Genomic DNA, 23,071 nt, shown 5'->3' with positions numbered 1-23,071 from the left:
AGGCCGGCGGCTGGATGCGGCTGACGGAAGGCCGGCGGCCGGATACGGCTGACGGATGTCTCGGTGCGCTGCTGTGCTCGTCGAGGTGCGCTCAGCCCCGGTCGCCGGCGGCCGGACGCGGCGCTTCGAGGCTGCGCCCGAGCAGGAACTCGAGCATCGGGATCGCCGCCTGTTCGAGCACCGGGCCGTGTCCGAACTCCCAATCGGCGTCGGAGGCCCGCAGAGTGTGCCCGTTGATGACCGCGCGGATGGGAGTGGGCGCCTTCGCGGCGAGGTAGAGCGCCACGGCTCCGCTCGTGCGCTCGGGCAACGCGGGAGCGGTTCCGACCTCGTGGGCGAGCATGAGATGCGCGGCCACCGCACGGGAGAGGAAGCTGATGCGCGCAGGCCGACCGAGGCGGATCGCGACGGCGAACGCGCGGAGCCGGTCGGCGGGGACCGCTGCGGCAGGGTGCGAGGAGTCGGGTGTCGCAGTGTCGCTGGCGGTGGTCGGCCCCGGTGCCGGATGACGGCGCGTGCTCACGCTCTCGAGGAATCCCTCGGCGAGACGAGTCCCGGCGTCGTCGTCGAGTTCCGCGGCCTCGAGCAGGACCGCTGCGCGGTCGATCACGTCGGCAGTGGCATCGCGCCAGTCGGACGACACATCGGACTCCCGAGCGCGGTCGCCCTGGCTGAGCGGGAGATAGCGCATGAAGTCGGCCACGTCGGGTCCTCAACGGTCGGGGTCCGCACCGATCCGGTGCTGGCAGCACGTTACCGCGAGCGAGCGCGTACGGCCCTCGCCGGTGGTCGATCGGACGGCCTTCCGGCGCCGGAACACGATGTGACCGTCACACGTGTGACCGTCACATCCCGCAGCGGCATGTGCATAATGGACTCGCGGTCGGGTGTGACCGTGCACATGCCGAGAACATGATCGAGGGTGAGCGTGTCCGAGCAGCAGGCGCCGCGTGGGCGCGCACCGAGCATTCGCGATGTCGCGCGCCTCGCGGGAGTGTCGCACCAGACGGTCTCACGCGTGCTCAACCACCACCCGAGCATCCGCCCCGAGACGAAGCAGCGCGTGCTCGACGTCATGGCCGAGCTGCAGTACAAGCCGAACCGTGCCGCCCGGGCCCTCGTCACGAGCCGATCGAGGACGATCGGGGTGCTCTCCGCGTCGAGCACGCAGTACGGTCCGGCCTCGAGCATCGCCGCGATCGAGGCGGCGGCCCGCGTCGCGGGCTACTGGGTCTCCACCGCGAACATCGACTCGTCGGATGCCGGGTCGATCGCCGACGGGCTCGCGCACCTCGCGGCGCAGGGCATCGAGGGGCTCGTCGTGATCGCGCCGCAGGTGCGCGTCTTCGAGACCATCGCCCAGCTCTCGATCGACGTGCCGTACGTGACCATGCAGTCGACCGGCCAAGAAGTCGGGCGCACCCTGTCGGTCGACCAGATCGCGGGCGCGCGCATGGCGACCCGACATCTCATCGAGCTCGGCCACCGCAACATCTACCACCTCGCCGGCCCGCAGGACTGGATCGAGGCGGAGGCGCGCATGCGCGGGTTCCTCGAGGAGATGAGCGCCCAGGACGTGCCGACCACGGCGCCGATCCTCGGCGACTGGACCGCCAACTTCGGTTACCACGCCGGCCGAGAACTGCTCACCGTGCGCGACTTCACGGCGATCTTCGCCTCGAACGACCAGATGGCGCTCGGCCTCATGCACGCCGTGCGCGACGCCGGCCTCGACATCCCCGGCGACGTCTCGATCATCGGGTTCGACGACGTGCCAGAGGCGGCGCACTTCTGGCCGCCCCTGACCACCGTGCGGCAGGACTTCGCCGAGCTCGGGCGCCGGTGCGTCGCGCTCCTGCTCGGCGATCGCGATCCATCAGCGCCGGAATACGTCGCCACGATCGCGCCCGAGCTGATCATCCGGGGCTCGACGGGAGCCCCGTCGTTCTGAGCCGAGGCGCTTCGGGTCGCCGTTTCGCTCGCAGCCGCCGCTGCGGTCGTGACCGTCGCCCGCGGAGTTCCGCAGGTTTCGGCGTCGTTACGATTCCGTGACCAATCGGAGTTGACAGGATGATCCGCCATCGGGCTAACATGAGCAACGCCATGTGAACGGTCACATCGATCCGGAACATGGCCAGCGATCACCCTGACGAAGGAGTCCCACGTGCAGACCAGCGCCGTTCCGACGATGCGATGCGACACGCTCGCAGGCTCGACGGGCGCATGCACGCCGGCATCGGGGCGGTGCGCATGAGCACCTTCGGACCGCAGATCGAGGTCGCCATCGCGAGGGTTCGCGCCGAGGTCGCACGCCTGCACGCCGAGCTCTCCCGCTACGACCTCGTCGTGTGGACCGGAGGCAACGTGTCGGGCCGTGTGCCCGGCGCCGAACTCTTCGTCATCAAGCCCTCGGGCGTCGCCTACGACGACCTCGCACCCGAGAACATGATCCTCTGCGACCTCGACGGCAACGTCGTCGAGGGCACTCCCGGTGCCGAGCGCAGCCCTTCGTCCGACACCGCCGCACACGCCTACGTGTACCGCAACATGCCCGAGGTGGGCGGCGTCGTGCACACGCACTCGACCTACGCCACCGCCTGGGCGGCACGGGGTGAAGAGATCCCGTGCGTCATCACCGCGATGGCCGACGAGTTCGGTGGGCCGATCCCGGTCGGCCCGTTCGCGATCATCGGCGACGACTCGATCGGCCGCGGCATCGTCGAGACCCTCTCGGGCCACCGCAGCCGCGCCGTGCTGATGCAGAACCACGGCCCGTTCACGATCGGGACCTCGGCGAAGGACGCGGTGAAGGCCGCGGTCATGGTCGAGGATGTCGCGCGCACCGTGCACCTCGCACGGGAGGCCGGCCCGCTGATCCCGATTCCGCAGGAGTCGATCGATCGGCTCTTCGACCGCTACCAGAACGTCTACGGGCAGACGACCGACGCCCGTCGTGAGATGAAACACCCCACCTGAGACTTGCGACCGCCTTCAGCGGCCGGCGCGAGGGGAGACGACCGACGTGGACGCGGTCGACTCCGACTGTCACCAAGACAATGACGTCCCAATGAATGACACAGTGAAAGGAAACACCGTGAAGAACACGAAGAAGGTGCTTCTCGCAACGATCGCGGTCGGCTCGATGCTCGCGCTCGCCGCGTGCTCGGGCGGCTCCGGCTCCGGCAGCGACGGCGGCGACGGCGGCGGCGACGGCGGCCTCATCGGCGTCGCGATGCCCACGAAGAGCTCCGAGCGCTGGATCCAGGACGGCAACGCCGTCAAGGAGCAGCTCGAGGAGCAGGGCTTCAAGGTCGACCTCCAGTACGCAGAGGACGACATCCCCACGCAGGTCTCGCAGATCGAGAACATGATCACCAAGGGTGCCGAAGCCCTGATCATCGCCTCGATCGACGGCACCACGCTCTCGCAGGTGCTGCAGGACGCGGCCGACGCCGACATCCCCGTCATCGCCTACGACCGCCTCATCCGCGACTCGGAGAACGTCGACTACTACGCGTCGTTCGACAACTTCGTCGTCGGCCAGCAGCAGGCGACCTCGCTCCTGAACGGCCTCGGCCTCACGGACCTCGAGGGCGCGCCCGCCGCGGACGCCCCCGCCGGCCCGTTCAACATCGAGCTGTTCGCCGGTTCGCCCGATGACAACAACGCCACGTTCTTCTGGAACGGTGCGATGGACGTGCTCCAGCCGCTGATCGATGACGGCACGCTCGTCGTGAAGTCGGGCCAGACCGACTTCGAGCAGGCAGCCATCCTCCGCTGGGACGGCGAAGTCGCCCAGGAGCGCATGGAGAACATCCTCACGTCGACCTACTCCGACGGCTCGAAGGTCAACGCGGTGCTGTCGCCCTACGACGGCCTCTCGCGCGGCATCATCTCGGCCCTCACCGACGCCGGCTACAGCGTCGGCGCCGAGTGGCCGATCATCTCGGGCCAGGACGCCGAGATCGACTCGGTCAAGGCGATCAACTCGGGTGAGCAGTTCGCGACCATCTTCAAGGACACCCGCAAGCTCGCCGAGGTCGCCGTCGACATGGCCTCCTCGATCCTGAACGGTGAAGAGGTCGAGGTCAACAACACGACCGACTACGACAACGGCAAGAAGGTCGTCCCGTCGTACCTCCTCGAGTCGCAGATCGTCGTCAAGGACAACATCACCGAGGTCCTCGTCGACAGCGGCTACTGGACCGAAGAGGAAATCAACGGCTAGTCAGGTGACTTCGCCGGTCGAGTAGCGGCGGAGCCGCGTATCGGGACCAACGGGACTACGCTCTCGACCAGGTCTCGATACGCGGGCTTCGCTCGCTACTCGACCGGCGGTCCCGGCAATGGAGCAGGAGCAGCAGGAGCAGAGATGACCACAGACATTCTCGAGATGCGCGGCATCACGAAGACGTTCCCGGGCGTGAAAGCCCTCGCCAACGTCAACCTCTCCGTCGCACGCGGTGAAGTGCACGCGATCTGCGGCGAGAACGGCGCCGGCAAGTCGACCCTCATGAAGGTGCTCTCGGGTGTCTACCCGCACGGCACCTACGACGGCGACATCGTCTTCGAGAACGAGACGGTCGAGTTCCGCGACCTCACGGACAGTGAGGCCAAGGGCATCGTCATCATCCACCAGGAGCTCGCCCTGAGCCCCTACCTCTCGATCGCCGAGAACATCTTCCTCAACAACGAGCAGAAGGGCCGCGGCGGCCTGATCGACTGGAACAAGACGAACTTCGAGGCATCGAAGCTCCTCGCCCGCGTCGGACTCCGCGAGAACCCCACGACGAAGATCATGGACATCGGCGTCGGCAAGCAGCAGCTCGTCGAGATCGCGAAGGCGCTCTCGAAGGAAGTGAAGCTGCTGATCCTCGACGAGCCGACGGCCGCGCTCAACGACGAGGACTCCGATCACCTGCTCGACCTGATCCTGCACCTCAAGGGCCAGGGCATCACGTCGATCATCATCAGCCACAAGCTCAACGAGATCAAGAAGGTCGCCGACTCGGTCACCGTCATCCGCGACGGCAAGACCATCGAGACGATCGCGAAGAACGACGTCACCGAAGACCGCATCATCAAGGACATGGTCGGCCGGGACCTCGAGCACCGCTACCCCGACCACACGCCCCATATCGGCGAGGAGCTGCTGCGGGTCGAGGACTGGACCGCGCACCACCCGCAGGACACGTCGCGAGTGATGGTCGACAAGGTCAACCTCAACGTGCGCGCCGGTGAGATCGTCGGCATCGCCGGACTCATGGGCGCCGGGCGCACCGAGTTCGCGATGAGCCTGTTCGGGCAGTCGTACGGCTCGAAGATCTCCGGACGCGTCTTCCTCCGCGGCAAGGAGATCAAGACCCGCACGGTCGCCGAGGCGATCGAGCACGGCATCGCCTACGCGACGGAGGACCGCAAGACCTACGGCCTCAACCTCATCGAGGACATCAAGCGCAACATCTCGATGGCGTCGCTGAAGAAGCTCGAGAAGTTCGGCCTCGTGCACGACAACGAGGAGTACCGGGTCGCCAACGAGTACCGCACCTCGATGAACATCAAGGCGCCGAACGTGCTCGTGAAGACGGGCAAGCTCTCGGGTGGCAACCAGCAGAAGGTCGTGCTGTCGAAGTGGATCTACGCCGACCCCGACGTGCTCATCCTCGACGAACCCACCCGCGGCATCGACGTGGGCGCCAAGTACGAGATCTACTCGATCATCAATCGCCTCGCAGCAGCGGGCAAGGGCATCATCGTGATCTCGTCCGAGCTGCCCGAACTGCTCGGCATCTCCGATCGCGTGTACGCGCTCTCCGAGGGCCGCATCACGGGTGAACTCCCGATCGCCGACGCCACGCCCGAAGCGATGCTCAAGCTCATGACCATGGAAAAGCCCCGCTGACGCCGGCGGACCACCAGGAGAATCCCATGTCGAATCCCACCCCGACCCAAACCCCGACCGGGCCGACCGGCGAATCGAACGCCGTCGGCGGCAACATCAACCCGAGCGACAACCGGTTCACGCAGTGGCTCAGCCACATCCTCGCCGACCTCGGCAAGAACGGCATCTTCATCGCGCTCATCGCGGTGGTCGTGCTGTTCGCGATCCTGACCGACGGCATCCTGCTGCGGCCGCAGAACATCTCGAACCTGATCGTGCAGAACGGGTACATCCTCGTGCTCGCGATCGGCATGGTGATGGTGATCATCGCGGGCCACATCGACCTCTCGGTCGGTTCGGTCGCGGCGTTCGTCGGAGCCTGCTCGGGCGTGTTCGCCGTGCAATGGGGCCTGCCGTGGTGGCTCTCGGTCATCCTGTCGCTCGCGATCGGCGCGCTCGTCGGCGTCTGGCAGGGCTTCTGGATCGCCTACGTGGGCATCCCGGCGTTCATCGTGACACTGGCCGGCATGCTCATCTTCCGAGGGCTCGCCCTCGTCGTGCTCGGCAACGCGAACATCGGTTCGTTCCCCGCCGAGTACCGCGCACTCGGCAACGGGTTCCTCACCGACCTCTTCGGAGAGTTCGAGATCGATCCGCTCACGCTCGGCGTCGGTGCGATCGCGATCATCGCCCTCATCGTGCAGCAGGTGCGCACCCGTCGCGGCCGCCAGAAGTACGGCCAAGAGGTCGAGCCCATGGCGTGGTTCATCACGAAGCTCGTGCTCGTCTCGGCCGCGATCGGCTTCTTCGCCTACTCGCTCGCCTCGTACAAGGGCATCCCCGTCACGCTCATCATCCTCGCCGTGCTCATCCTCGTGTACGGCATCGTGATGAACCGCACGGTGTTCGGCCGTCACATCTACGCGATCGGCGGCAACCGCCACGCGGCGGAGCTCTCGGGCATCAAGACCCGTCGGGTCGACTTCTGGCTGTTCGTCAACATGGGCACCCTCGCGGCGCTCGCCGGCCTCATCTTCACCGCGCGACTGAACCTCGCCGGCCCGAAGGCCGGTGACGGCTTCGAGCTCGAGGCGATCTCGGCGGCCTTCATCGGTGGAGCCGCGGTGCAGGGCGGCGTCGGCACGATCGGCGGCGCGATCATCGGTGGTCTGATCATCGGCGTGCTCAACAACGGCATGTCGATCATGGGCATCGGCATCGAGTGGCAGCAGGCCGTGAAGGGCCTCGTGCTGCTGCTCGCCGTCGCGTTCGACGTCTACAACAAGCGTCGCGCAGGCGGCCAGTAACACCTCGCGGTGAGGGGCGGATGCTGCCCGCATCCGCCCCTCACCGGCACGAACCGGGCAGGCAGGAGACGCACCACGATGCCCACATCGGACACCCCCATGAGCCCGGCCGCCAGAGCGATCGGCGATGGGCGCACGAGCCTCGGCATCGAGCTCGGCTCGACCCGCATCAAGCTGTGCCTCGTCGGCGAGCACCCGGGCGACGTGCTCGCGGTCGGCAGCCACGAGTGGGAGAACCGCTTCGAGGACCGCACGTGGACGTACTCGCTCGACGACGTCTGGTCGGGTCTGCAGGCGGCCTACGCCGACCTCGTCGCTGACACCCGTCGCCGTCACGACGTCGAGCCGCAGGCCTTCGGCGCGATCGGCGTCTCGGCCATGATGCACGGCTACCTCGCGTTCGACGACGCGGGCGAGCTGCTCGTGCCCTTCCGCACCTGGCGGAACACCTCGACGGGCCGGGCATCGGCGGAGCTCACCGAGCGGTTCGGCCTCAACATCCCGCTGCGCTGGTCGATCGCGCACCTGCACCAGGCCGTGCTCGACGCCGAGTCGCACGTGCCCGAGCTCGATTTCGTCACGACGCTCGCCGGGTACGTGCACTGGCGCCTCACCGGTCGCAAGGCGATCGGCGTCGGGGATGCCTCGGGCATGTTCCCGATCGATCCGGCGACGAACGACTACGACGGTCGGCTGCTCGCGGTGTACGACGACCTCGTCGCCGAGCGCGCGCCCGGGCTCCGCGTTGCCGAGCTGCTGCCCGAGGTGCTCGTCGCCGGCCAGGAGGCCGGCCGGCTCACCGATGCCGGGGCCGCGCTGCTCGATCCCTCCGGTGCCCTGCGGGCCGGCGCTCCGCTCTGCCCGCCCGAAGGCGACGCCGGCACCGGCATGGTGGCGACGAACGCCGTCGCCCCGCGCACCGGCAACGTCAGCGCGGGCACGAGCATCTTCGCGATGGTCGTGCTCGAGCGCCCGCTCGAGCACGTGCACCACGAACTCGACCTCGTGACGACGCCGGCCGGCGACCCCGTCGCGATGGTGCACTGCAACAACGGTGCGAGCGAACTCGCCGCGTGGGCGGGCGTGTTCTCGCGGTTCGCCGAGCTGACCGGCGGTCGCTCCGACGGCGACGCGGTGTTCGAGGCGCTCTTCCGCGAAGCGCTCGAGGGCGAGGCGGATGCCGGCGGCGTGATCGCCTACAACCACCTCGCGGGCGAACCCATCGCGGGCCTCGACGAAGGGCGGCCGCTCATCGTGCGCAGCCCCGACAGCCGGCTCACCCTCGCGAACCTCATGCGTGCGCAGCTCTACGGCGTGTACGGCACCCTCGCGCTCGGCATGCGCGTGCTCGCCGGCGAAGGCGTCGAGCTCGACCGCATGTATGCGCACGGCGGCATCTTCCGCACGGCCGGGGTCGCCCAGCGACTGCTCGCCGGAGCGCTCGATGCACCCGTCGCCGTCGGCGAGACGGCGTCGGAGGGCGGTGCCTGGGGCATCGCCGTGCTCGCGTCGTACCTCACCGCACCGGCCGGCACCGGGCTCGTCGACTACCTGCGCGACGAGGTCTTCGCCGATGCCGGCTTCTCCACGATCGACCCCGACCCAGCGGATGTCGCCGGCTTCGCCGCCTACCTCGACCGCTACCGCTCGGGCCTCGCCATCGAGGCCGCCGCCGTCAGCTCGCTCTGATCGCCTCCGCTTCGACAAGCTCAGCGCACAGCACCTCCACTGAACCAGAAGGATCCACCATGGCTCGCACTCCGCTCACCACCTCGCTCGACGGCTACGAGGTCTGGTTCCTCACCGGCAGCCAGCACCTGTACGGGCCCGAGACCCTCGCGCAGGTCGCCGAGCAGTCGCGCCAGGTCGCCGAGACGTTGGCCGCGGCATCCGCTGTGCCCGTGAAGATCGTCTGGAAGCCCGTGCTCACCGACGCCGACGCGATCCGCCGCACGGCGCTCGAGGCGAACGCCGCCGACCACGTCATCGGCCTCGTCGCATGGATGCACACCTTCAGCCCCGCGAAGATGTGGATCGCGGGCCTCGACGCGCTGCAGAAGCCGCTCGCGCACCTGCACACGCAGGCCAACGTCGAGCTGCCGTGGGGCGAGATCGACTTCGATTTCATGAACCTCAACCAGGCCGCGCACGGCGACCGCGAGTTCGGGTACATCCAGACCCGCCTCGGCGTGCCGCGGAAGACGATCGTCGGCCACGCGAGCGACCCGCGCGTGCAGGCCGAGCTCGGCACGTGGCAGCGGGCGGCGGCCGGCCTCGCGGCATCCCGCAGCCTGAAGCTCGCCCGCTTCGGCGACAACATGCGCTACGTCGCCGTGACCGAGGGCGACAAGACCGAGGCCGAGCTGCGCTTCGGCGTGCAGGTCAACACGTGGGGCGTCAACGAGCTCGCGGCGGCGGTCGCCGCGGCATCCGATGCCGACGTCGACGCGCTCGTCGCCGAGTACGAGGAGCTGTACGAGGTCGTTCCCGAGCTTCGCGCGGGCGGCGAGCGGCACCAGTCGCTGCGCGACGGCGCGGCGATCGAGCTGGGGCTCCGCTCCTTCCTCGAGGAGGGGGGCTTCGGCGCCTTCACCACGAGCTTCGAGGACCTCGGCGAGCTGAAGCAACTGCCCGGGCTCGCGGTGCAGCGCCTCATGGCCGAGGGCTACGGCTTCGGCGCCGAGGGCGACTGGAAGACGGCGATCCTCGTGCGCGTCGCGAACGTCATGGGCGCGGGCCTGCCCGGCGGCGCGAGCCTCATGGAGGACTACACGTATGACATGACGCCCGGCGACGAGCTGATCCTCGGCGCCCACATGCTCGAGGTGTCGCCGTCGCTCACGACGTCCAAGCCGACGCTCGAGATCCACCCGCTCGGCATCGGCGGAAAAGACGACCCCGTGCGTCTCGTCTTCACGGCCGACCCGGGCCCTGCGGTCGTCGTCGCGCTGAGCGACATGCGCGACCGCTTCCGCCTCACGGCGAACGTCGTCGAGAACGTCGAGCTGCGGCATCCGCTGCCGAAGCTGCCCGTCGGGCGCGCCGTCTGGAAGCCCGCCCCCGACTTCCACACGAGCGCCGCCGCGTGGCTCACGGCGGGTGCCGCTCACCACACGGTCATGTCGACCGCGGTGGGCGTCGAGGTGTTCCGCGACTTCGCCGAGATGGCCAAGGCCGAGCTGCTTGTCATCGACGAGGAGACGACGCTGCCCGGATTCCAGCGCGAGGTGCGGTGGAACCAGGCGTACTACCGACTCGCGCAGGGGCTCTGACCCGCACGCGTTCGCTCGGGACCACTCGTGTCGCACGGGACCATGGATGTCATGGGTCCGGTGCGACACGAGTGGTCCCGACTCCTCCTCCCCATGGAGCGGATGCGCCTCCCGGCCACGGGGGTCGTCTCCGCCCGCCGGCAGCCGGTCGCGGTCCGCGATCATCGCGCCATGGACGAACGAATCGAACTCGCCGCTGCGGTCGGTGGAGGCCTCATCCGAGCTCATGACCTGCGAGAGCTCGGGGTCCACCCGTCGGCGGTGCAGCGGCTCGAACAGCGGGGACTGCTCGTGCGCGTGCGCTCCGGCGTCTACGCGAAGCACGATGAATGGCAGGCACTCACGCCCGACGACCGATATCGCCGGCTCATCGTGGCGACGGCCGGCGCCGCGCGGCATCCGCTCGTCGTCTCGCATCGCGCGGCGGCCGCCATGCACCGCCTCCCGATGGTCGGCCGCACACCGGCGCTCGTCGAAACGGCCGCCCAGCATCGAGGCGGGGGCCGCCGGACCGCGCACGTCGCCGCCCGTCGCGCCGGGCCCGTGCCGACCGTCGAGACGATCGACGGCGTGGCCTGCACCTCGCTGCTGCGCACGCTCGTCGACGTCGCGGTCAGCGAGCCGCTCGTGCGGTCGGTGCCGATGCTCGATGCCGGGCTGACGAGGCCCGGGGTCACGCGGAGCGCGCTGCAGCTCGAGCTCGAGCACGTCGCCCCGGTGCGTGGCCGGGCCAAGGCGGCGCAGGCGATCGGCTTCGCCGATGAGCATTCGGGAAGCCCCGGCGAGTCCGTCAGCCGGGTGCGGATCCACGAGCTCGGCTTCGTCGCGCCTGAGCTGCAGGTGCGATTCGACGGCATCCGTGGATCGTTCGCGCTCGTCGACTTCTACTGGCGGGGCATCCGACTGATCGGCGAGTTCGACGGTCGCCTGAAGTACTCGCGCAGTCGATCGGTCAGCGGCCTCGACCCCGCGCAGGTGGTCTACGAGGAGAAGCTCCGTGAAGACGAGCTGCGTCGCCGCGGCGAACGGATGGCGCGGTGGGGCTGGTCGACGGTGTGGTCGCCGCGGGACCTGCACGGGCTGCTCACGGAGTTCGGCGTGCCGCGGCGATGAGGTCGGGACCCCTCGTCTCGCGCGGCACGCTTCCTCTCGCGCTGGACCCCTCGATTCGCGCCGACGCGCTGCCGTGGGGGACCAATCGTGTCGCACGGGGCCTTTCGTCTCGCGCGGGACCGCTCGTTTCGCACCGACGCGATGCCGTGGGGGACTACTCGTGTCGCACGGGACCTTTCGTCTCGCGCGGGACCGCTCGTTTCGCACCGACCCATGCCGGATGGGACCACTCATTTCGCGAGGGACCCCTCGTGTCGCACGGGACCACGGATGTCATGTGTCCGGTGCGAGACGAGTGGTCCGAGCGGGAGGGTGCGACACGGTGGTCCGGGCGGCAGGGCGCGACGCGAGTGTCCGAGCGGGAGGGCCGACGCGAGTGGTCCGAGCGGGAGGGCGCGACGCGAGTGGCCCGAGCGGGAGGGCCGACACGAGTGGTCCGAGCGGGCGGGCGGGCGCGGGCGACGCAAGTACGGCCCGGTCGCGGGCGCGCGTTATGAGCGCTCACATTGTCCGAGCGGCGGATGCCTCGACGAGCGCCCATGACTCGCCCGGCACTCGTGCCCCGCCGTGATCAAGACGTTATGAATCTGCCACTTGTGAGCGCTCACAAGTGAACGCTAACATCCGATCACGGCCAGAATGATCTGGCCGACCGGCACCAGGGGCTCGCAGCGCATCCGGCCGGATCACTGAACAAGGAGGTTCACGATGAAGAAGCTGATCGGCATCGCCGCAGCGGCATCCCTCGCTCTCGTACTCGCCGGTTGCGCGGGCGGCGACGGCGGAACCGGAGCGGCCGAGGGCCCCAAAGCGCTCGACGAGCTCGTCGTAGGCTTCGCGCAGGTCGGCGCCGAGTCGGGCTGGCGTACCGCGAACACCAAGGACATCCAGGCGTCGTTCGAGGAGGCGGGCATCGAGCTCAAGTTCTCCGACGCGCAGCAGAAGCAGGAGAACCAGATCAAGGCGATCCGGTCGTACATCCAGCAGGACGTCGACTACATCGCCTTCTCGCCCGTCGTCGAGACCGGCTGGGACGCGGTGCTCAACGAGGCCAAGGCCGCCGGCATCCCTGTGGTGCTGACCGACCGCGCCGTCGACAGTGAAGACACGTCGCTCTACGTCTCGTTCCTCGGCTCCGACTTCATCGAGGAGGGCAAGAAGGCCGGCCTCTGGGTGCTCGACGAGTACAAGGACGCCACCGAGAAGGTCAACATCGTCCAGCTCGAGGGCACGACGGGCGCCGCTCCGGCGATCGACCGGGCCGAGGGCTTCGCCGACACGATCCGCCAGAACCCGAACCTCGAGGTCATCGAGAGCCAGACCGGCGACTTCACCCGTGCGGGCGGCAAGCAGGTCATGGAGGCGATGCTGAAGTCGAACCCCGACATCGATCTCGTGTACGCGCACAACGACGACATGGGCCTCGGCGCGATCGAGGCGATCGAGGCGGCCGGCCTCGTCCCCGGTGAAGACATCAAGATCGTCACGGTCGACGCCGTCAAGGACGGCATGCAGGCCCTCGCCGACGGCAAGATCAACTTCATCGTGGAGTGCTCGCCCCTGCTCGGCGCGCAGCTCGTCGACATCATCACGACCCTGAACGACGGCGGCACGGTGGAGCCTCGCATCATCACGGAGGAGACCACCTTCACCCAGGAGCAGGCCATCGAGGCACTGCCCGACCGCCAGTACTGACGCGGCCCGGCGGGTGTGCGGACGTCCACGTCGCACACCCGCCGTGCCCTACTCTCGACCCACGGCGCCGCAGCGAGCGGATGCCGTCACAACCTCGATGGAGAGACTCGTGACCCAGACATCCGTCGCCGCGCCGGTCATCGAGATGCAGGGCATCTCGATCGCCTTCCCCGGTGTGAAGGCACTCGACGGCGTCGACTTCCGCATGTTCCCCGGCGAGGTGCACTCGCTGATGGGCGAGAACGGGGCGGGCAAGTCGACGCTGATCAAGGCGCTCACCGGCGTCTACGGCATCGACGCCGGCACCATCACCCTCGGGGGCGACCAGGTGTCGTTCAGCGGCCCCGCCCAAGCGCAGGCGGCGGGCATCTCGACGGTGTACCAGGAGGTCAACCTCCTGCCGAACCTCTCCGTCGCCGAGAACATCATGCTCGGGCGGGAGCCCCGCCGCTTCGGCTCGATCGACTGGCGCGCGATGCGCCGCCGTGCCGCTGCGCTGCTCGAGGGCCTGAACCTCGACCTCGACCCCGGGTCGCTCCTCGGCGACCACTCGCTCGCGGTGCAGCAGCTCGTCGCGATCGCCCGCGCCATCGACGTGCAGGCGAAGGTGCTCATCCTCGATGAGCCCACGTCGAGCCTCGATGCCGACGAGGTCGCCGAGCTCTTCCGGGTCATCCGCTCGCTCAAGGAGCAGGGCGTCGCGATCCTCTTCGTCTCGCACTTCCTCGACCAGGTCTACGAGATCTGCGACCGTCTCACGGTGCTCCGCAACGGCAGCCTCGTGGGGGAGTACCTCGTCGAGGAGCTGCTCCGCATCGACCTCGTGCAGAAGATGATCGGGAAGGAGCTGACGACCCTCGACGACCTCGAGCAGCGTGCGCGCTCGGTGGTCGTCGACGAATCGGATGCCGCGCTCTTCGTGAATGCCGAGGGCCTCGGGCGGCGCGGCGCGATCAACCCGGCCGATCTCCCCATCGCGGCCGGCGAGGTCGTGGGCCTCGCGGGCCTCCTCGGTTCCGGCAGAACCGAGCTCGCGCGACTGCTCGGCGGCATCGACCGCGCCGACCAGGGCGAGCTCGAGATCCGCGGCAAGGTCACGAAGCTCCGCACGCCGAGGCAGGCGATCTCGCATCGCATCGCCTACTCGTCCGAGAACCGCCGCGACGAAGGCGTCGTCGGCGACCTCACGGTGCGCGACAACATCGTGCTCGCGCTGCAGGCCGACCGCGGGTGGTTCCGGCCGATCCCCGCGAAGCGGCGCGACGAGCTCACGCAGAGCTACATCCAGGCGCTCAACATCCGCCCAGGCAACCCCGACGCGCTCGTGCGCAACCTCTCGGGCGGCAACCAGCAGAAGGTGCTCCTCGCGCGCTGGCTCGCCATCGCGCCGCGTCTCCTCATCCTCGACGAGCCCACGCGCGGCATCGACATCGGGGCGAAGGCCGAGATCCAGAAGCTCGTCTTCAACCTCGCCGAGAACGGCATGAGCGTGCTGTTCATCTCGGCCGAGCTCGAGGAGGTGCTGCGCCTCAGCCACCGCATCGTCGTGCTGCGCGACCGCCACGTCGTCGCCGACCTCGAGAACGACGGGCTCACCGTCGACTCGCTCCTCGCGCTCATCGCCGAGGGCTCGAGCGACGACGAGGTTCCGGATGCCGCGGGCGGCGTGCCGCTCGCCGTGCTCGCCGTGCCCGGCGCCGACCGACCCCATGACCCTGCGGCATCCGATGCCGACCCGAACCCCACCGACCCCACAGGAGACCCCCGATGAGCGCCCTGCTCGCCAGGCTCGTCGCGAGCCGGCTGTTCTGGCCGATCGTGATGCTGCTCGTGCTGTTCACGATCAACCTGATCGCCTTCCCCGGCTTCTTCGCGGTGACGCTGCGCGAAGGCCACCTCTTCGGCAGCCTGATCGACATCCTGCGCAACGGCGCACCGACCTTGATCATCGCCGTCGGAATGACGCTCGTGATCGCGACCCGGGGCATCGACCTCTCGGTCGGCGCCGTCGCGGCGATCTCGGGCGCGGTCGCCTGCTCGATCATCCTCGGATCGCCCGAGCCGGCGAACCCCGCGACCGTCGCCGTCGCCGTGACGGTCGCCCTGATCATCTCGCTCGTGCTCGGCATGTGGAACGGGTTCCTCGTCGCGGTGCTCGGCATCCAGCCGATCATCGCGACACTCATCCTCATGACCGCCGGTCGGGGCGTGGCCATGCTCATCACCGAGGGCCAGATCATCACGGTGAACAGCCCGCCGTTCAAGGCGCTGGGATCCGGCTTCTGGTTCGGCATCCCCATCGCGGTGATCATCGCGGCCGTCGTGTTCGGCATCGCCGCGCTCGTCACCCGGCGCACCGCGCTCGGCATGTTCATCGAGTCGGTCGGCATCAACCCCGAGGCGAGCCGCCAGGCGGGCGTGCGGGCACGGGGGCTCCTCTTCGTCGTCTACACGTTCAGCGCGCTCTGCGCAGCGATCGCGGGCCTCATCCTCACGGCGAACACGGCTGCGGCCGACGCCAACAACACGGGACTGTTCATCGAGCTCGACGCGATCCTCGCGGTCGTCATCGGCGGCACCTCCCTCGCCGGCGGCCGGTACTCGCTCGTCGGCACCCTCGTGGGAGCCCTCGTGATCCAGACGCTCGTGACGACGGTGTACACGGTCGGCATCCCGCCGATCGCGACGATGGTGTTCAAGGCGGCGGTCGTGACGATCGTGTGCCTGCTGCAGTCGCCGACCACGACCGAGGCGCTGAGCGGCTTCCGGCGAAGACTGGCCTTGCGCGCCGGCAAGGGGGTGGCGGCATCATGACGAAGCTCCTCGACGCCCCCGAGCGTCCTCTCCGCAGCGGCGGCCCGAGCGGCCCGGCGCCGCGGGCAAGCCTGGCGCGACGCATCCGGAACCTGCTGACCAGCCCGAAATACGGGCCCGTCACGGTCACCGCCGTGCTCTTCGTCGTCATCTTCATCGCGGGCGGCGTGCGCTACCGCGGCTTCTTCTCGGGGCAGGTGCTGCTCAACCTGCTCGTCGACAACTCCTACCTGATCGTGCTCGCAGTGGGCATGACGTTCGTGATCCTCACGGGCGGCATCGACCTGTCGGTGGGCGCCGTCGTGGCGCTCAGCGGCATGATCGCCGCGAGCCTCCTGCAGACTGGGTGGTCGCCGGCGGCGGTGATCCCGTTGATCCTCGTGCTCACGAGCATCCTGGGCCTGCTCGTCGGTCTCATGATCCACGTCTTCAAGGTGCAGCCGTTCATCGCGACCCTCGCGGCCATGTTCCTGGCCCGCGGGCTCTGCTACGTGATCAGCCAGAGCTCCATCTCGATCACCGACCCGACGTTCGTGCAGCTCGCCGTCGCGCGCATCCCGCTCGGCGGCAACCTCTCGATCACCCCGAGCGTCATCATCGCGGTCGTCGTCGTGGCCATCGCGGTCTGGGTGCTGCACGCCACGCGGTTCGGTCGCACCGTCTACGCGATCGGCGGCGGCGAGCAGAGCGGCCTGCTCATGGGCCTGCCCGTGGCCCGCACCAAGGTGCTCGTCTACGTGATCAGCGGGTTCTGCTCGGGCCTCGCCGGCGTGCTCTTCACCTTCTACACACTGTCGGGGTACCCGCTCACGGCGATCGGCACCGAGCTCGACGCGATCGCCGCCGTCGTGATCGGCGGTACCCTGCTCACGGGCGGCTACGGATTCGTGCTCGGGTCCGTGCTCGGCGTGCTGGTGCTCGGCATCATCCAGACGATCATCACGTTCGAGGGCACCCTCTCGTCGTGGTGGACGAAGATCTTCATCGGCGCGCTGCTGCTCGTCTTCATCATCCTGCAGAAGGTGCTCACGTCGCGGCGGCGATAGCGGGCTGCCGTCTCGGATAATGATGTGCAGCACAGAGAGCGCGCGGAAGCGCCGGGCAGGAGCCGACGGAACCGGTGAGTGAAGACGACAAGGCGCGCGCGGCCACCATCTTCGATGTGGCCCGGCTCGCCGGCGTATCGCACCAGACGGTGTCACGGGTGCTCAACGACCTGCCGAACGTGCGGCCAGCCACGCGCGACCGCGTCGAGCGGGCGATCAAGCAGCTGAGGTACGTGCCGTCGCAGGCGGCGCGCGCCCTGGTCACGCGACGGTCGCGCACCCTCGGCCTGATCACGACCGGTGCGCCCGACTTCGGTCCGTCGGCGACGGCGCTGCACTTCAACCAGGCGGCGCGCGATGCCCGGTACGCGGTCATCATGGCGAGCCTGCTCGAGACGGATGCCGCGTCGATGCGTTCTGCCGCCGAGATGCTCGTGCGCCAGAACGTCGAGGCCATCGTGCTGATCGCGGCGCACCGAACGGCCGTCGACGCGGTGCAGGGCATCGAACTCGGCGTGCCGCTCGTCGCCGTGGCGTCGCAGGGTTCGGGGCTCGCGCACCGGGTGTCGCTCGACCAGTTCGAGGGTGCCCGGCGGGCCGTCTCGCACCTCGTGGAGCTCGGGCACCGCGACATCCGTCACCTTGCCGGGCCCGAGGACTCGATGGATGCCGCGGAGCGCCTGCGCGGCTGGCGCGACGTGCTCGCCGCCCATTCGCTCGTCGCTCGCGAGCCGCTCGTGGGCGACTGGTCGCCGGCGAGCGGGTACCGGCTCGGGCGCGAGCTCGCGGCATCCGACCCCGACTTCACCGCGGTGTTCGTCGGCAACGACCAGATGGCGCTCGGCCTGATCCATGCGCTCACCGCTGAGGGGCGGTCGGTGCCGGGCGACGTGAGCATCGTCGGCTTCGACGACATCCCCGAGGCCGAGCACATCGCTCCGCCGCTGACGACCGTGCGGCAGGACTTCGCGCTGCTCGGCCGGGATGCGGTCGCCGCGGTGCTCACGGTGCTCGGCGACGAGCAGGCGGAGGACCTGCCCGTGCGGGCGCCGACGCTCGTGGTGCGTGCGTCGACGCGCGCCGTGGCGTAGCCGCGCCGCCGGGCTGCGCTCGGGACCACTCGCGTCGCACCGGACACGCCCGCCCGGACCCCTGGGACCACTCGTGTCGCACCGGACGCGCCGCCCGGCTGCGCTCGGGACCACTCGTGTCGCACGGGACACGGGATATCGTGCGTCCCGAGGGAAACGAGTGGTCCCGAACGCGGGCGCGGCCGGGCGCGCGTGCCGCGGCGCCTACCCCTGCCGCCCTACGCCTGCTGGCTGTAGTCGGGCAGCTCCTGCAGGGTCCAGCGGTTGCCGTCGGGGTCCTTCAGCGTGATGAAGCGGCCCCAGGCCTGCTCGTCGACGCCCTCGGCCTCGACGCCCTTGGCGCGCAGCTCGGCGAGTGCGGCGTCGGCATCGGGGATGACGACCTGGATGACGTCGAGCGACCCCGGCTCGATGGTGCTGCCGAGGCCCTCGCCGATCGCGATCGAGCATGCCGATCCGGGCGGCGTCAGCTGCACGAAGCGCAGGCCCTCGTTGACCCGCTGGTCGTGGTCGGCGTTGAAGCCGAGCTTCTCGACGTAGAACTCCTTCGCGCGATCGACATCCGTGACGGGCACGAAGATGAGCTCGATCTTCCAGGTCATGGTGAACTCCTCGGTGAGTAGGGTGCGATCCGTCCATCGAATCGCCTGCTTCGAGCGTAGGCAACGAAGCGGTCAGTTTCCGTCCGCAATGACGAGCGAGCGGATGCCGCGGCCCTCGAGTGGAAGGATGGATGCATGGCATTGCACATCACGGGGGAGCAGGCCGCCGACGAGCTGCTCAGCGTCGACGCGTTCGCGCTGCTCACGGGAATGCTCCTCGACCAGCAGGTGACCATGGAGTCGGCGTTCGCCGGGCCCGAGAAGATCCGCTCGCGCATCGGCTCGATCGACCCCGAGACCGTCGCGAGCTACGACCCCGAGGCCTTCGTCGAGGTGTTCAAGCAGACGCCGGCGGTGCACCGCTTCCCGGGATCGATGGCCGGTCGCGTGCAGGCGCTCGCCGCGGCGATCGTAGAGCAGTGGGGCGGCGAGGCATCCGCTCTCTGGACCCGGGGCGAACCGAGCGGTGCCGAGGTGCTCGCCCGGCTGAAGGCGCTGCCGGGCTTCGGCGAGCAGAAGGCGAAGATCTTCCTCGCGCTGCTCGGCAAGCAGTGCGGGCTGACGGCGCCGGGCTGGCGCGAAGCCGCGGGTTCGTACGGTGACGAGGGCGCCTTCCGCTCGGTCGCCGACATCACCGATCCCGAGTCGCTCGCCAAGGTGCGCGCGACGAAGCAGGCCGCCAAGGCCGCGGCGAAGGCCGCGAAGGGCTGAGCCCGGCGGGGCCCGTCAGCCGCGTCGGACGGGCTCGGCGGCAGGCCGGCTCGGCCGCACGAGCCGGCTCAGCCGCACGAGCCCGGCCCGGCCGCTCGAGACCGGGCCATCCGCCCCAGCCGACCCAGCCGGCTCAGCCGCACGCCTTCGCGGCGTACTCGGCGACGACGGTGGACGTCACCGCCACTCCGTCGATCACTGCCGAGGCATCGATCGTCACCTCGCCGGCCGGCACCTCGGCGAGCCTGGTGCTGAACGTGTGGACGGCATTCCTGCCCGGCGCAACTGCCGTGAACGCCTTCTCGCCGTACGCCGTCTGCACGCGCAGGTCGACCGGCACGTCGTCGTCGTTGGTGACCCGCACCGAGACGTAGGCCTTCGATCCGATGCACCGCGGCTCGGCCGTGACCGCCAGTTCGAGCGAGGGCGGCGCCGACGCCGGCACGCCGAAGACCTCCACCTCGGAGAGATTCAGCGCGTAGGCGACGTCGTCGAGCTGGATCCGCACGTAGCGGCCCGTGGCTTGCGTTGGCGTGGTCGTCGGGCGGCCCGCCTGCGAGGTCACCACCGTCGACCAGACGCCCTCGGCGGCGAGGTCGTCGGCGGTGAGCGGGCGGTTCGGGAACGGCTCGGACGACACGGCGATCGTGTAGTCCTTGAGCCGCGCGGTGCAGCAGTCGACGCGGTTCCAGACCGCGGTCTCGGTGAGGTCGAACTGCGCGCCGAGGTCGACCTGCCACCACGGGCTGGCCTCGTTGCCGGCGGTGTTCGAGAGGTTTGAGCCGTTGCCGACGGTGTCGCCGTCGACCGCCTTCTCCGCCCCGTAGGTGTAGCCGCCGTCGAGCGGCCAGGTCGACGACTGGGTGGCGGGCTTGTCGAGGGCGACGTTCGTCGGTTGCTCGGGGAAGGTGAACGTGTAACTCTGCCCTTCGGCCGTCGGGAATGAGACCTTGTCGGGCCCGTCGGCGGTCACGGCGACGGGGTTGCCGTCGCCGTCCGTCACCGTGGCGCCGGCGATGCCGGGATAGCTCCCGATGAACTCGCCGCCGCCTCGCGCGGTGACCTCGAACTCGGTGGCGTTGCCGTCGCGCCAGGCCAGGTCGATCACGAAGTTGCCGCGGGCGACGAGCCCCTCGACCTGCCCGCTGCTCCATGCGCGAGGCAGCGCCGGGAGGAACTGCGTGTACCCGGCCTGGCTCTGCACGAGCATCTCGGTCATGCCCGCGGTGAGCCCGAAGTTGCCGTCGATCTGGAACGGCGGGTGCGAGTCGAGCAGGTTGTCGAGGAGCCCCGCGGTGTTGCCGCCGAGCATCGCGCGAACCATCGAGTAGGTGTCGTCGGCGAGGCCCGTGCGGGCGTACATGTTGATCTTCATCGCCTTCGACCAGCCGGTGCCGTTGAGACCGCGCTGTTCGAGCGAGGTGATCGCCGCGTCCATCCACTCGGGCGTCTCCTGGTTGATCAGGGTGCCGGGGAAGAGCCCGATGAGCTGCGAGGTGTGGCGGTGCACGGAACCCTGGTTGGCGCTGCCGCCGGCGCCGAAGTTCCAGATGGCCTCCTCGGGCAGGCTTCCGGCCTGCGCCCGGCCGAGGGTCGTCTCCTCGAACCACTCCTTGACCTGCCCTTGGCTGCCGATCAGGATCGGGTCGAGCTGGCCCTGCTTCTCCTGCCACACGGCTCGAAGGTCGGCGTCGACATCCAGGCGTTCGGATGCCTCGATCGCCATGTCGTACAGCTCCCACACGATCGACTGGTCGTAGGCGGTGCCGACGGCGGTCGGACCGTGCTCGGCCGAGACGCCGGGGGCGACGGTGAGTCGGCCCTGAGTGTCGCTGTACCAGAGGTACTCGTTCCAGAACGCCGCCATCTCCTTGAGCATCGGGTAAGCGCTCTCGCGCAGGAACTCCTCGTCGCCGGTGAAGAGGTAGTAGTCGTAGACGTTCTGCAGTGCCCACGACGACCCGCCGACGTTCCAGCCGTACTCCTGGGAGCCGATCGGCGCCGTGTGCCCGAACGGGTTGACCTGGGTGTTGATGAGGAAGCCGTTGCCGGTGCCGATGGGCGCCGTGGCGAAGTCCTCGGTCGCCACGGCCGCCGATCGCTCGGCCGTCAGCCGGCCGGGCACGACGAGCGATTCGACGTAGTCGTTGAAGGGCACCTGCGTCTCGGCGAGGTTCGTGATCATGGCCGGCCAGTAGTTCATCTGCACGTTGACGTTGAAGTGGTAGTCGGCGCCCCAGAACCGCCCGGCCTCGCCGACCATCCACAAGCCGACGAGGTTCGTGGGCAGGTCGCCGGCCCGTGAGCCGGCGATGCTGAGGTAGCGCCCGAACTGGTAGGCCAGCTCATCGACCGCGAGGTCGTGGTCGCCCGCGCGGTAGTCGCGCATGAGCTGGTCGGTCGGCACGTCGGGCGCGTCGCCGCCCACGTCGAACTGCACGCGGTCGAAGAGTTCCTGGTAGTCGGCGAGGTGACGCTCGAGCAACGGCGTGTAGCCGTTTGCCACCGCGGCGTCGACGCGTTCGGTGATCTCGGCGTGCGGGTCCTCGCCGCGATAGGCGGGGTACACGTTCTCGTAGTCCGTGCCCGTCGAGGAGACGAGGGTGACCGAGTCGGCGCCGGTGACGGTGAGCGTCTTGCCGTCGCCGCTCGTGACGGTGCCGCCCTCGTTCGCGAGCCTCACCTGCATCTCGGCCTTCAACTGGTTGTCGTCGACGCGGCCTGCGAGCGTGATGCGCTGCTGCGCGGCATCCGCTGTGCTCGTGGTGGTGAGGCCTGCGGCTGACGTTGCCGAGGTGGTGAACGAGAGCTTGCCCGCCTCCGACGCGCGCAGTCGCACCACGGCGACCTGGTCGGGGTAGCTCACGAAGTACTCGCGCTCGTAGTGCACGCCGCCGTGGTCGAAGTTCACCGACGAGACCCCGGTGCGCAGGTCGAGGTCGCGCACGTAGTTCGTGACCGCGGTGTCGACGATGCCGGCCGCGGCGAAGTCGAGTGAGATATCGCCGAAGTCCTGGTACTGCCCCATGCCCGTGCCGTTGCCGAACATGAGGTTCGTCAGCTGCTGGTTGGCACCGCCGGTGCCGGTCGCCGGGAGCCCGAACACGTACGCGGACTTGTCATCGAGCGCCTCGCGGTAGCTCTCGAGCTGCTCGGGCGTGACGGCGGTCGCCCGGTTGCCGCCGATGTAGTTCCGGCCGGCGGCTGGGCCGCCCCGCCAGAGGGTCTTCTCGTTGACGTGCAGGCGATCCTTGCTCGGCTGCCCGAAGGCCATGAGGCCGGTCGAGCCGTTGCCCTGCACGAGGGCGTCGTTCTCCCAGTTGACGACCGGTTTCGTGTACCACATGCGCAATGCGTTGCCGTCGGGCTGCGGCAGATCGGACGCGCTCGTTGCCCGGCCGGCAGCCGAGATCGAGGTGAAATCATCGGATGTCTCTGCGCTCGCCGCGGATGCGCCGGTGACGGCTATCCCGCTGAGGAGCAGGGCGAAGGCGGCAGCGGCGCTGATCGCCCGAACGTGACTCGCGTGCATGGGAAGA

17 protein-coding genes are annotated in these 23,071 nt (G+C 69.2%); 14 read left to right on the top strand and 3 right to left on the bottom strand.

Annotated elements, in window-relative coordinates; all coding sequences use genetic code 11:
* Positions 1 to 91: 91 nt before the first annotated feature.
* Complete coding sequence (locus ASD23_RS01910) at positions 92 to 703, bottom strand: hypothetical protein (protein ID WP_056005528.1); 612 nt, start codon at positions 701 to 703, stop codon at positions 92 to 94.
* 225 nt (positions 704 to 928) lie between these two features.
* On the opposite strand from ASD23_RS01910, the gene ASD23_RS01905 reads away from it, so the two are divergent.
* From ASD23_RS01905 to ASD23_RS01845, 13 genes are all read left to right on the top strand, one after another.
* Positions 929 to 1,951 (top strand): LacI family DNA-binding transcriptional regulator, encoded by a 1,023-nt coding sequence (locus tag ASD23_RS01905; RefSeq protein WP_056005525.1) that lies wholly within the window; start codon positions 929 to 931, stop codon positions 1,949 to 1,951.
* 299 nt (positions 1,952 to 2,250) lie between these two features.
* Positions 2,251 to 2,976, top strand: coding sequence for an L-ribulose-5-phosphate 4-epimerase (locus ASD23_RS01900; RefSeq protein ID WP_056007599.1), 726 nt, complete (start codon positions 2,251 to 2,253; stop codon positions 2,974 to 2,976).
* Between the two features lie 166 nt (positions 2,977 to 3,142).
* The gene (gene chvE, locus ASD23_RS01895; protein WP_235507645.1) at positions 3,143 to 4,228 is read left to right on the top strand and encodes a multiple monosaccharide ABC transporter substrate-binding protein; all 1,086 of its coding nucleotides are present in this window, start codon (positions 3,143 to 3,145) and stop codon (positions 4,226 to 4,228) included.
* Positions 4,229 to 4,372: 144 nt separating this feature from the next.
* Positions 4,373 to 5,902 carry a multiple monosaccharide ABC transporter ATP-binding protein gene (mmsA, locus tag ASD23_RS01890; protein WP_056005519.1) on the top strand — a complete coding sequence of 510 codons (1,530 nt, stop codon included), beginning with the start codon at positions 4,373 to 4,375 and terminating at the stop codon, positions 5,900 to 5,902.
* A gap of 26 nt (positions 5,903 to 5,928) precedes the next feature.
* Positions 5,929 to 7,188, top strand: a complete 1,260-nt coding sequence (gene mmsB / locus ASD23_RS01885; protein WP_056005516.1) for a multiple monosaccharide ABC transporter permease — start codon at positions 5,929 to 5,931, stop codon at positions 7,186 to 7,188.
* A 78-nt stretch (positions 7,189 to 7,266) separates the two neighbouring features.
* Positions 7,267 to 8,877: a xylulokinase gene (locus ASD23_RS01880; protein WP_235507602.1), complete on the top strand. Its 1,611-nt coding sequence runs from the start codon at positions 7,267 to 7,269 to the stop codon at positions 8,875 to 8,877.
* 59 nt (positions 8,878 to 8,936) lie between these two features.
* Positions 8,937 to 10,460 carry an L-arabinose isomerase gene (araA, locus tag ASD23_RS01875; protein WP_056005510.1) on the top strand — a complete coding sequence of 508 codons (1,524 nt, stop codon included), beginning with the start codon at positions 8,937 to 8,939 and terminating at the stop codon, positions 10,458 to 10,460.
* 171 nt (positions 10,461 to 10,631) lie between these two features.
* On the top strand, positions 10,632 to 11,573 hold the full coding sequence (locus ASD23_RS01870) for a type IV toxin-antitoxin system AbiEi family antitoxin domain-containing protein (protein WP_162248718.1): 942 nt from the start codon (positions 10,632 to 10,634) through the stop codon (positions 11,571 to 11,573).
* Between the two features lie 708 nt (positions 11,574 to 12,281).
* Positions 12,282 to 13,268, top strand: coding sequence for an ABC transporter substrate-binding protein (locus ASD23_RS01865; RefSeq protein ID WP_056005504.1), 987 nt, complete (start codon positions 12,282 to 12,284; stop codon positions 13,266 to 13,268).
* 97 nt (positions 13,269 to 13,365) lie between these two features.
* Positions 13,366 to 15,039: a sugar ABC transporter ATP-binding protein gene (locus ASD23_RS01860; protein ID WP_082571100.1), complete on the top strand. Its 1,674-nt coding sequence runs from the start codon at positions 13,366 to 13,368 to the stop codon at positions 15,037 to 15,039.
* Complete coding sequence (locus ASD23_RS01855; RefSeq protein ID WP_056005501.1) at positions 15,036 to 16,082, top strand: ABC transporter permease; 1,047 nt, start codon at positions 15,036 to 15,038, stop codon at positions 16,080 to 16,082. Before ASD23_RS01860 ends, ASD23_RS01855 begins: the two co-directional genes overlap by 4 nt.
* A complete protein-coding gene (yjfF, locus tag ASD23_RS01850) occupies positions 16,079 to 17,128 on the top strand; it encodes a galactofuranose ABC transporter, permease protein YjfF (protein ID WP_082571099.1) in 1,050 nt (349 codons plus the stop codon). Before ASD23_RS01855 ends, yjfF begins: the two co-directional genes overlap by 4 nt.
* 74 nt (positions 17,129 to 17,202) lie before the next feature.
* A complete protein-coding gene (locus tag ASD23_RS01845; protein ID WP_056005497.1) occupies positions 17,203 to 18,219 on the top strand; it encodes a LacI family DNA-binding transcriptional regulator in 1,017 nt (338 codons plus the stop codon).
* Between the two features lie 218 nt (positions 18,220 to 18,437).
* On the opposite strand, the gene ASD23_RS01840 is transcribed toward ASD23_RS01845, so the two are convergent.
* Complete coding sequence (locus ASD23_RS01840; protein WP_056005494.1) at positions 18,438 to 18,821, bottom strand: glyoxalase superfamily protein; 384 nt, start codon at positions 18,819 to 18,821, stop codon at positions 18,438 to 18,440.
* Between the two features lie 135 nt (positions 18,822 to 18,956).
* Between ASD23_RS01840 and ASD23_RS01835 the strand changes: the two genes are divergently transcribed.
* On the top strand, positions 18,957 to 19,532 hold the full coding sequence (locus ASD23_RS01835; protein ID WP_056005491.1) for an HhH-GPD-type base excision DNA repair protein: 576 nt from the start codon (positions 18,957 to 18,959) through the stop codon (positions 19,530 to 19,532).
* Between the two features lie 133 nt (positions 19,533 to 19,665).
* On the opposite strand, the gene ASD23_RS01830 is transcribed toward ASD23_RS01835, so the two are convergent.
* Entirely contained in the window at positions 19,666 to 23,064 is a 3,399-nt protein-coding gene (locus ASD23_RS01830; protein WP_162248717.1) for a glycosyl hydrolase family 95 catalytic domain-containing protein, read from the bottom strand.
* Positions 23,065 to 23,071: the final 7 nt, after the last annotated feature.

This window comes from Agromyces sp. Root1464, from assembly GCF_001427265.1.
Taxonomy (GTDB): domain Bacteria; phylum Actinomycetota; class Actinomycetes; order Actinomycetales; family Microbacteriaceae; genus Agromyces; species Agromyces fucosus.
The sequence above is the reverse complement of the archived record's forward strand: the minus strand, read 5'-3'. Positions and strand labels throughout refer to the sequence as shown.

Excerpts from the sequence above, each read along its gene's own strand:
- ASD23_RS01835 (WP_056005491.1), top strand. The coding sequence starts at position 18,957 with ATGGCATTGCACATCACGGGGGAGCAGGCCGCCGACGAGCTGCTCAGC.
- ASD23_RS01860 (WP_082571100.1), top strand. The coding sequence starts at position 13,366 with ATGGAGAGACTCGTGACCCAGACATCCGTCGCCGCGCCGGTCATCGAG.
- ASD23_RS01855 (WP_056005501.1), top strand. The coding sequence starts at position 15,036 with ATGAGCGCCCTGCTCGCCAGGCTCGTCGCGAGCCGGCTGTTCTGGCCG.
- araA (WP_056005510.1), top strand. The coding sequence starts at position 8,937 with ATGGCTCGCACTCCGCTCACCACCTCGCTCGACGGCTACGAGGTCTGG.
- mmsB (WP_056005516.1), top strand. The coding sequence starts at position 5,929 with ATGTCGAATCCCACCCCGACCCAAACCCCGACCGGGCCGACCGGCGAA.
- ASD23_RS01900 (WP_056007599.1), top strand. The coding sequence starts at position 2,251 with ATGAGCACCTTCGGACCGCAGATCGAGGTCGCCATCGCGAGGGTTCGC.
- ASD23_RS01870 (WP_162248718.1), top strand. The coding sequence starts at position 10,632 with ATGGACGAACGAATCGAACTCGCCGCTGCGGTCGGTGGAGGCCTCATC.
- chvE (WP_235507645.1), top strand. The coding sequence starts at position 3,143 with ATGCTCGCGCTCGCCGCGTGCTCGGGCGGCTCCGGCTCCGGCAGCGAC.
- yjfF (WP_082571099.1), top strand. The coding sequence starts at position 16,079 with ATGACGAAGCTCCTCGACGCCCCCGAGCGTCCTCTCCGCAGCGGCGGC.
- ASD23_RS01880 (WP_235507602.1), top strand. The coding sequence starts at position 7,267 with ATGCCCACATCGGACACCCCCATGAGCCCGGCCGCCAGAGCGATCGGC.
- ASD23_RS01830 (WP_162248717.1), bottom strand. The coding sequence starts at position 23,064 with ATGCACGCGAGTCACGTTCGGGCGATCAGCGCCGCTGCCGCCTTCGCC.
- ASD23_RS01840 (WP_056005494.1), bottom strand. The coding sequence starts at position 18,821 with ATGACCTGGAAGATCGAGCTCATCTTCGTGCCCGTCACGGATGTCGAT.
- ASD23_RS01865 (WP_056005504.1), top strand. The coding sequence starts at position 12,282 with ATGAAGAAGCTGATCGGCATCGCCGCAGCGGCATCCCTCGCTCTCGTA.
- mmsA (WP_056005519.1), top strand. The coding sequence starts at position 4,373 with ATGACCACAGACATTCTCGAGATGCGCGGCATCACGAAGACGTTCCCG.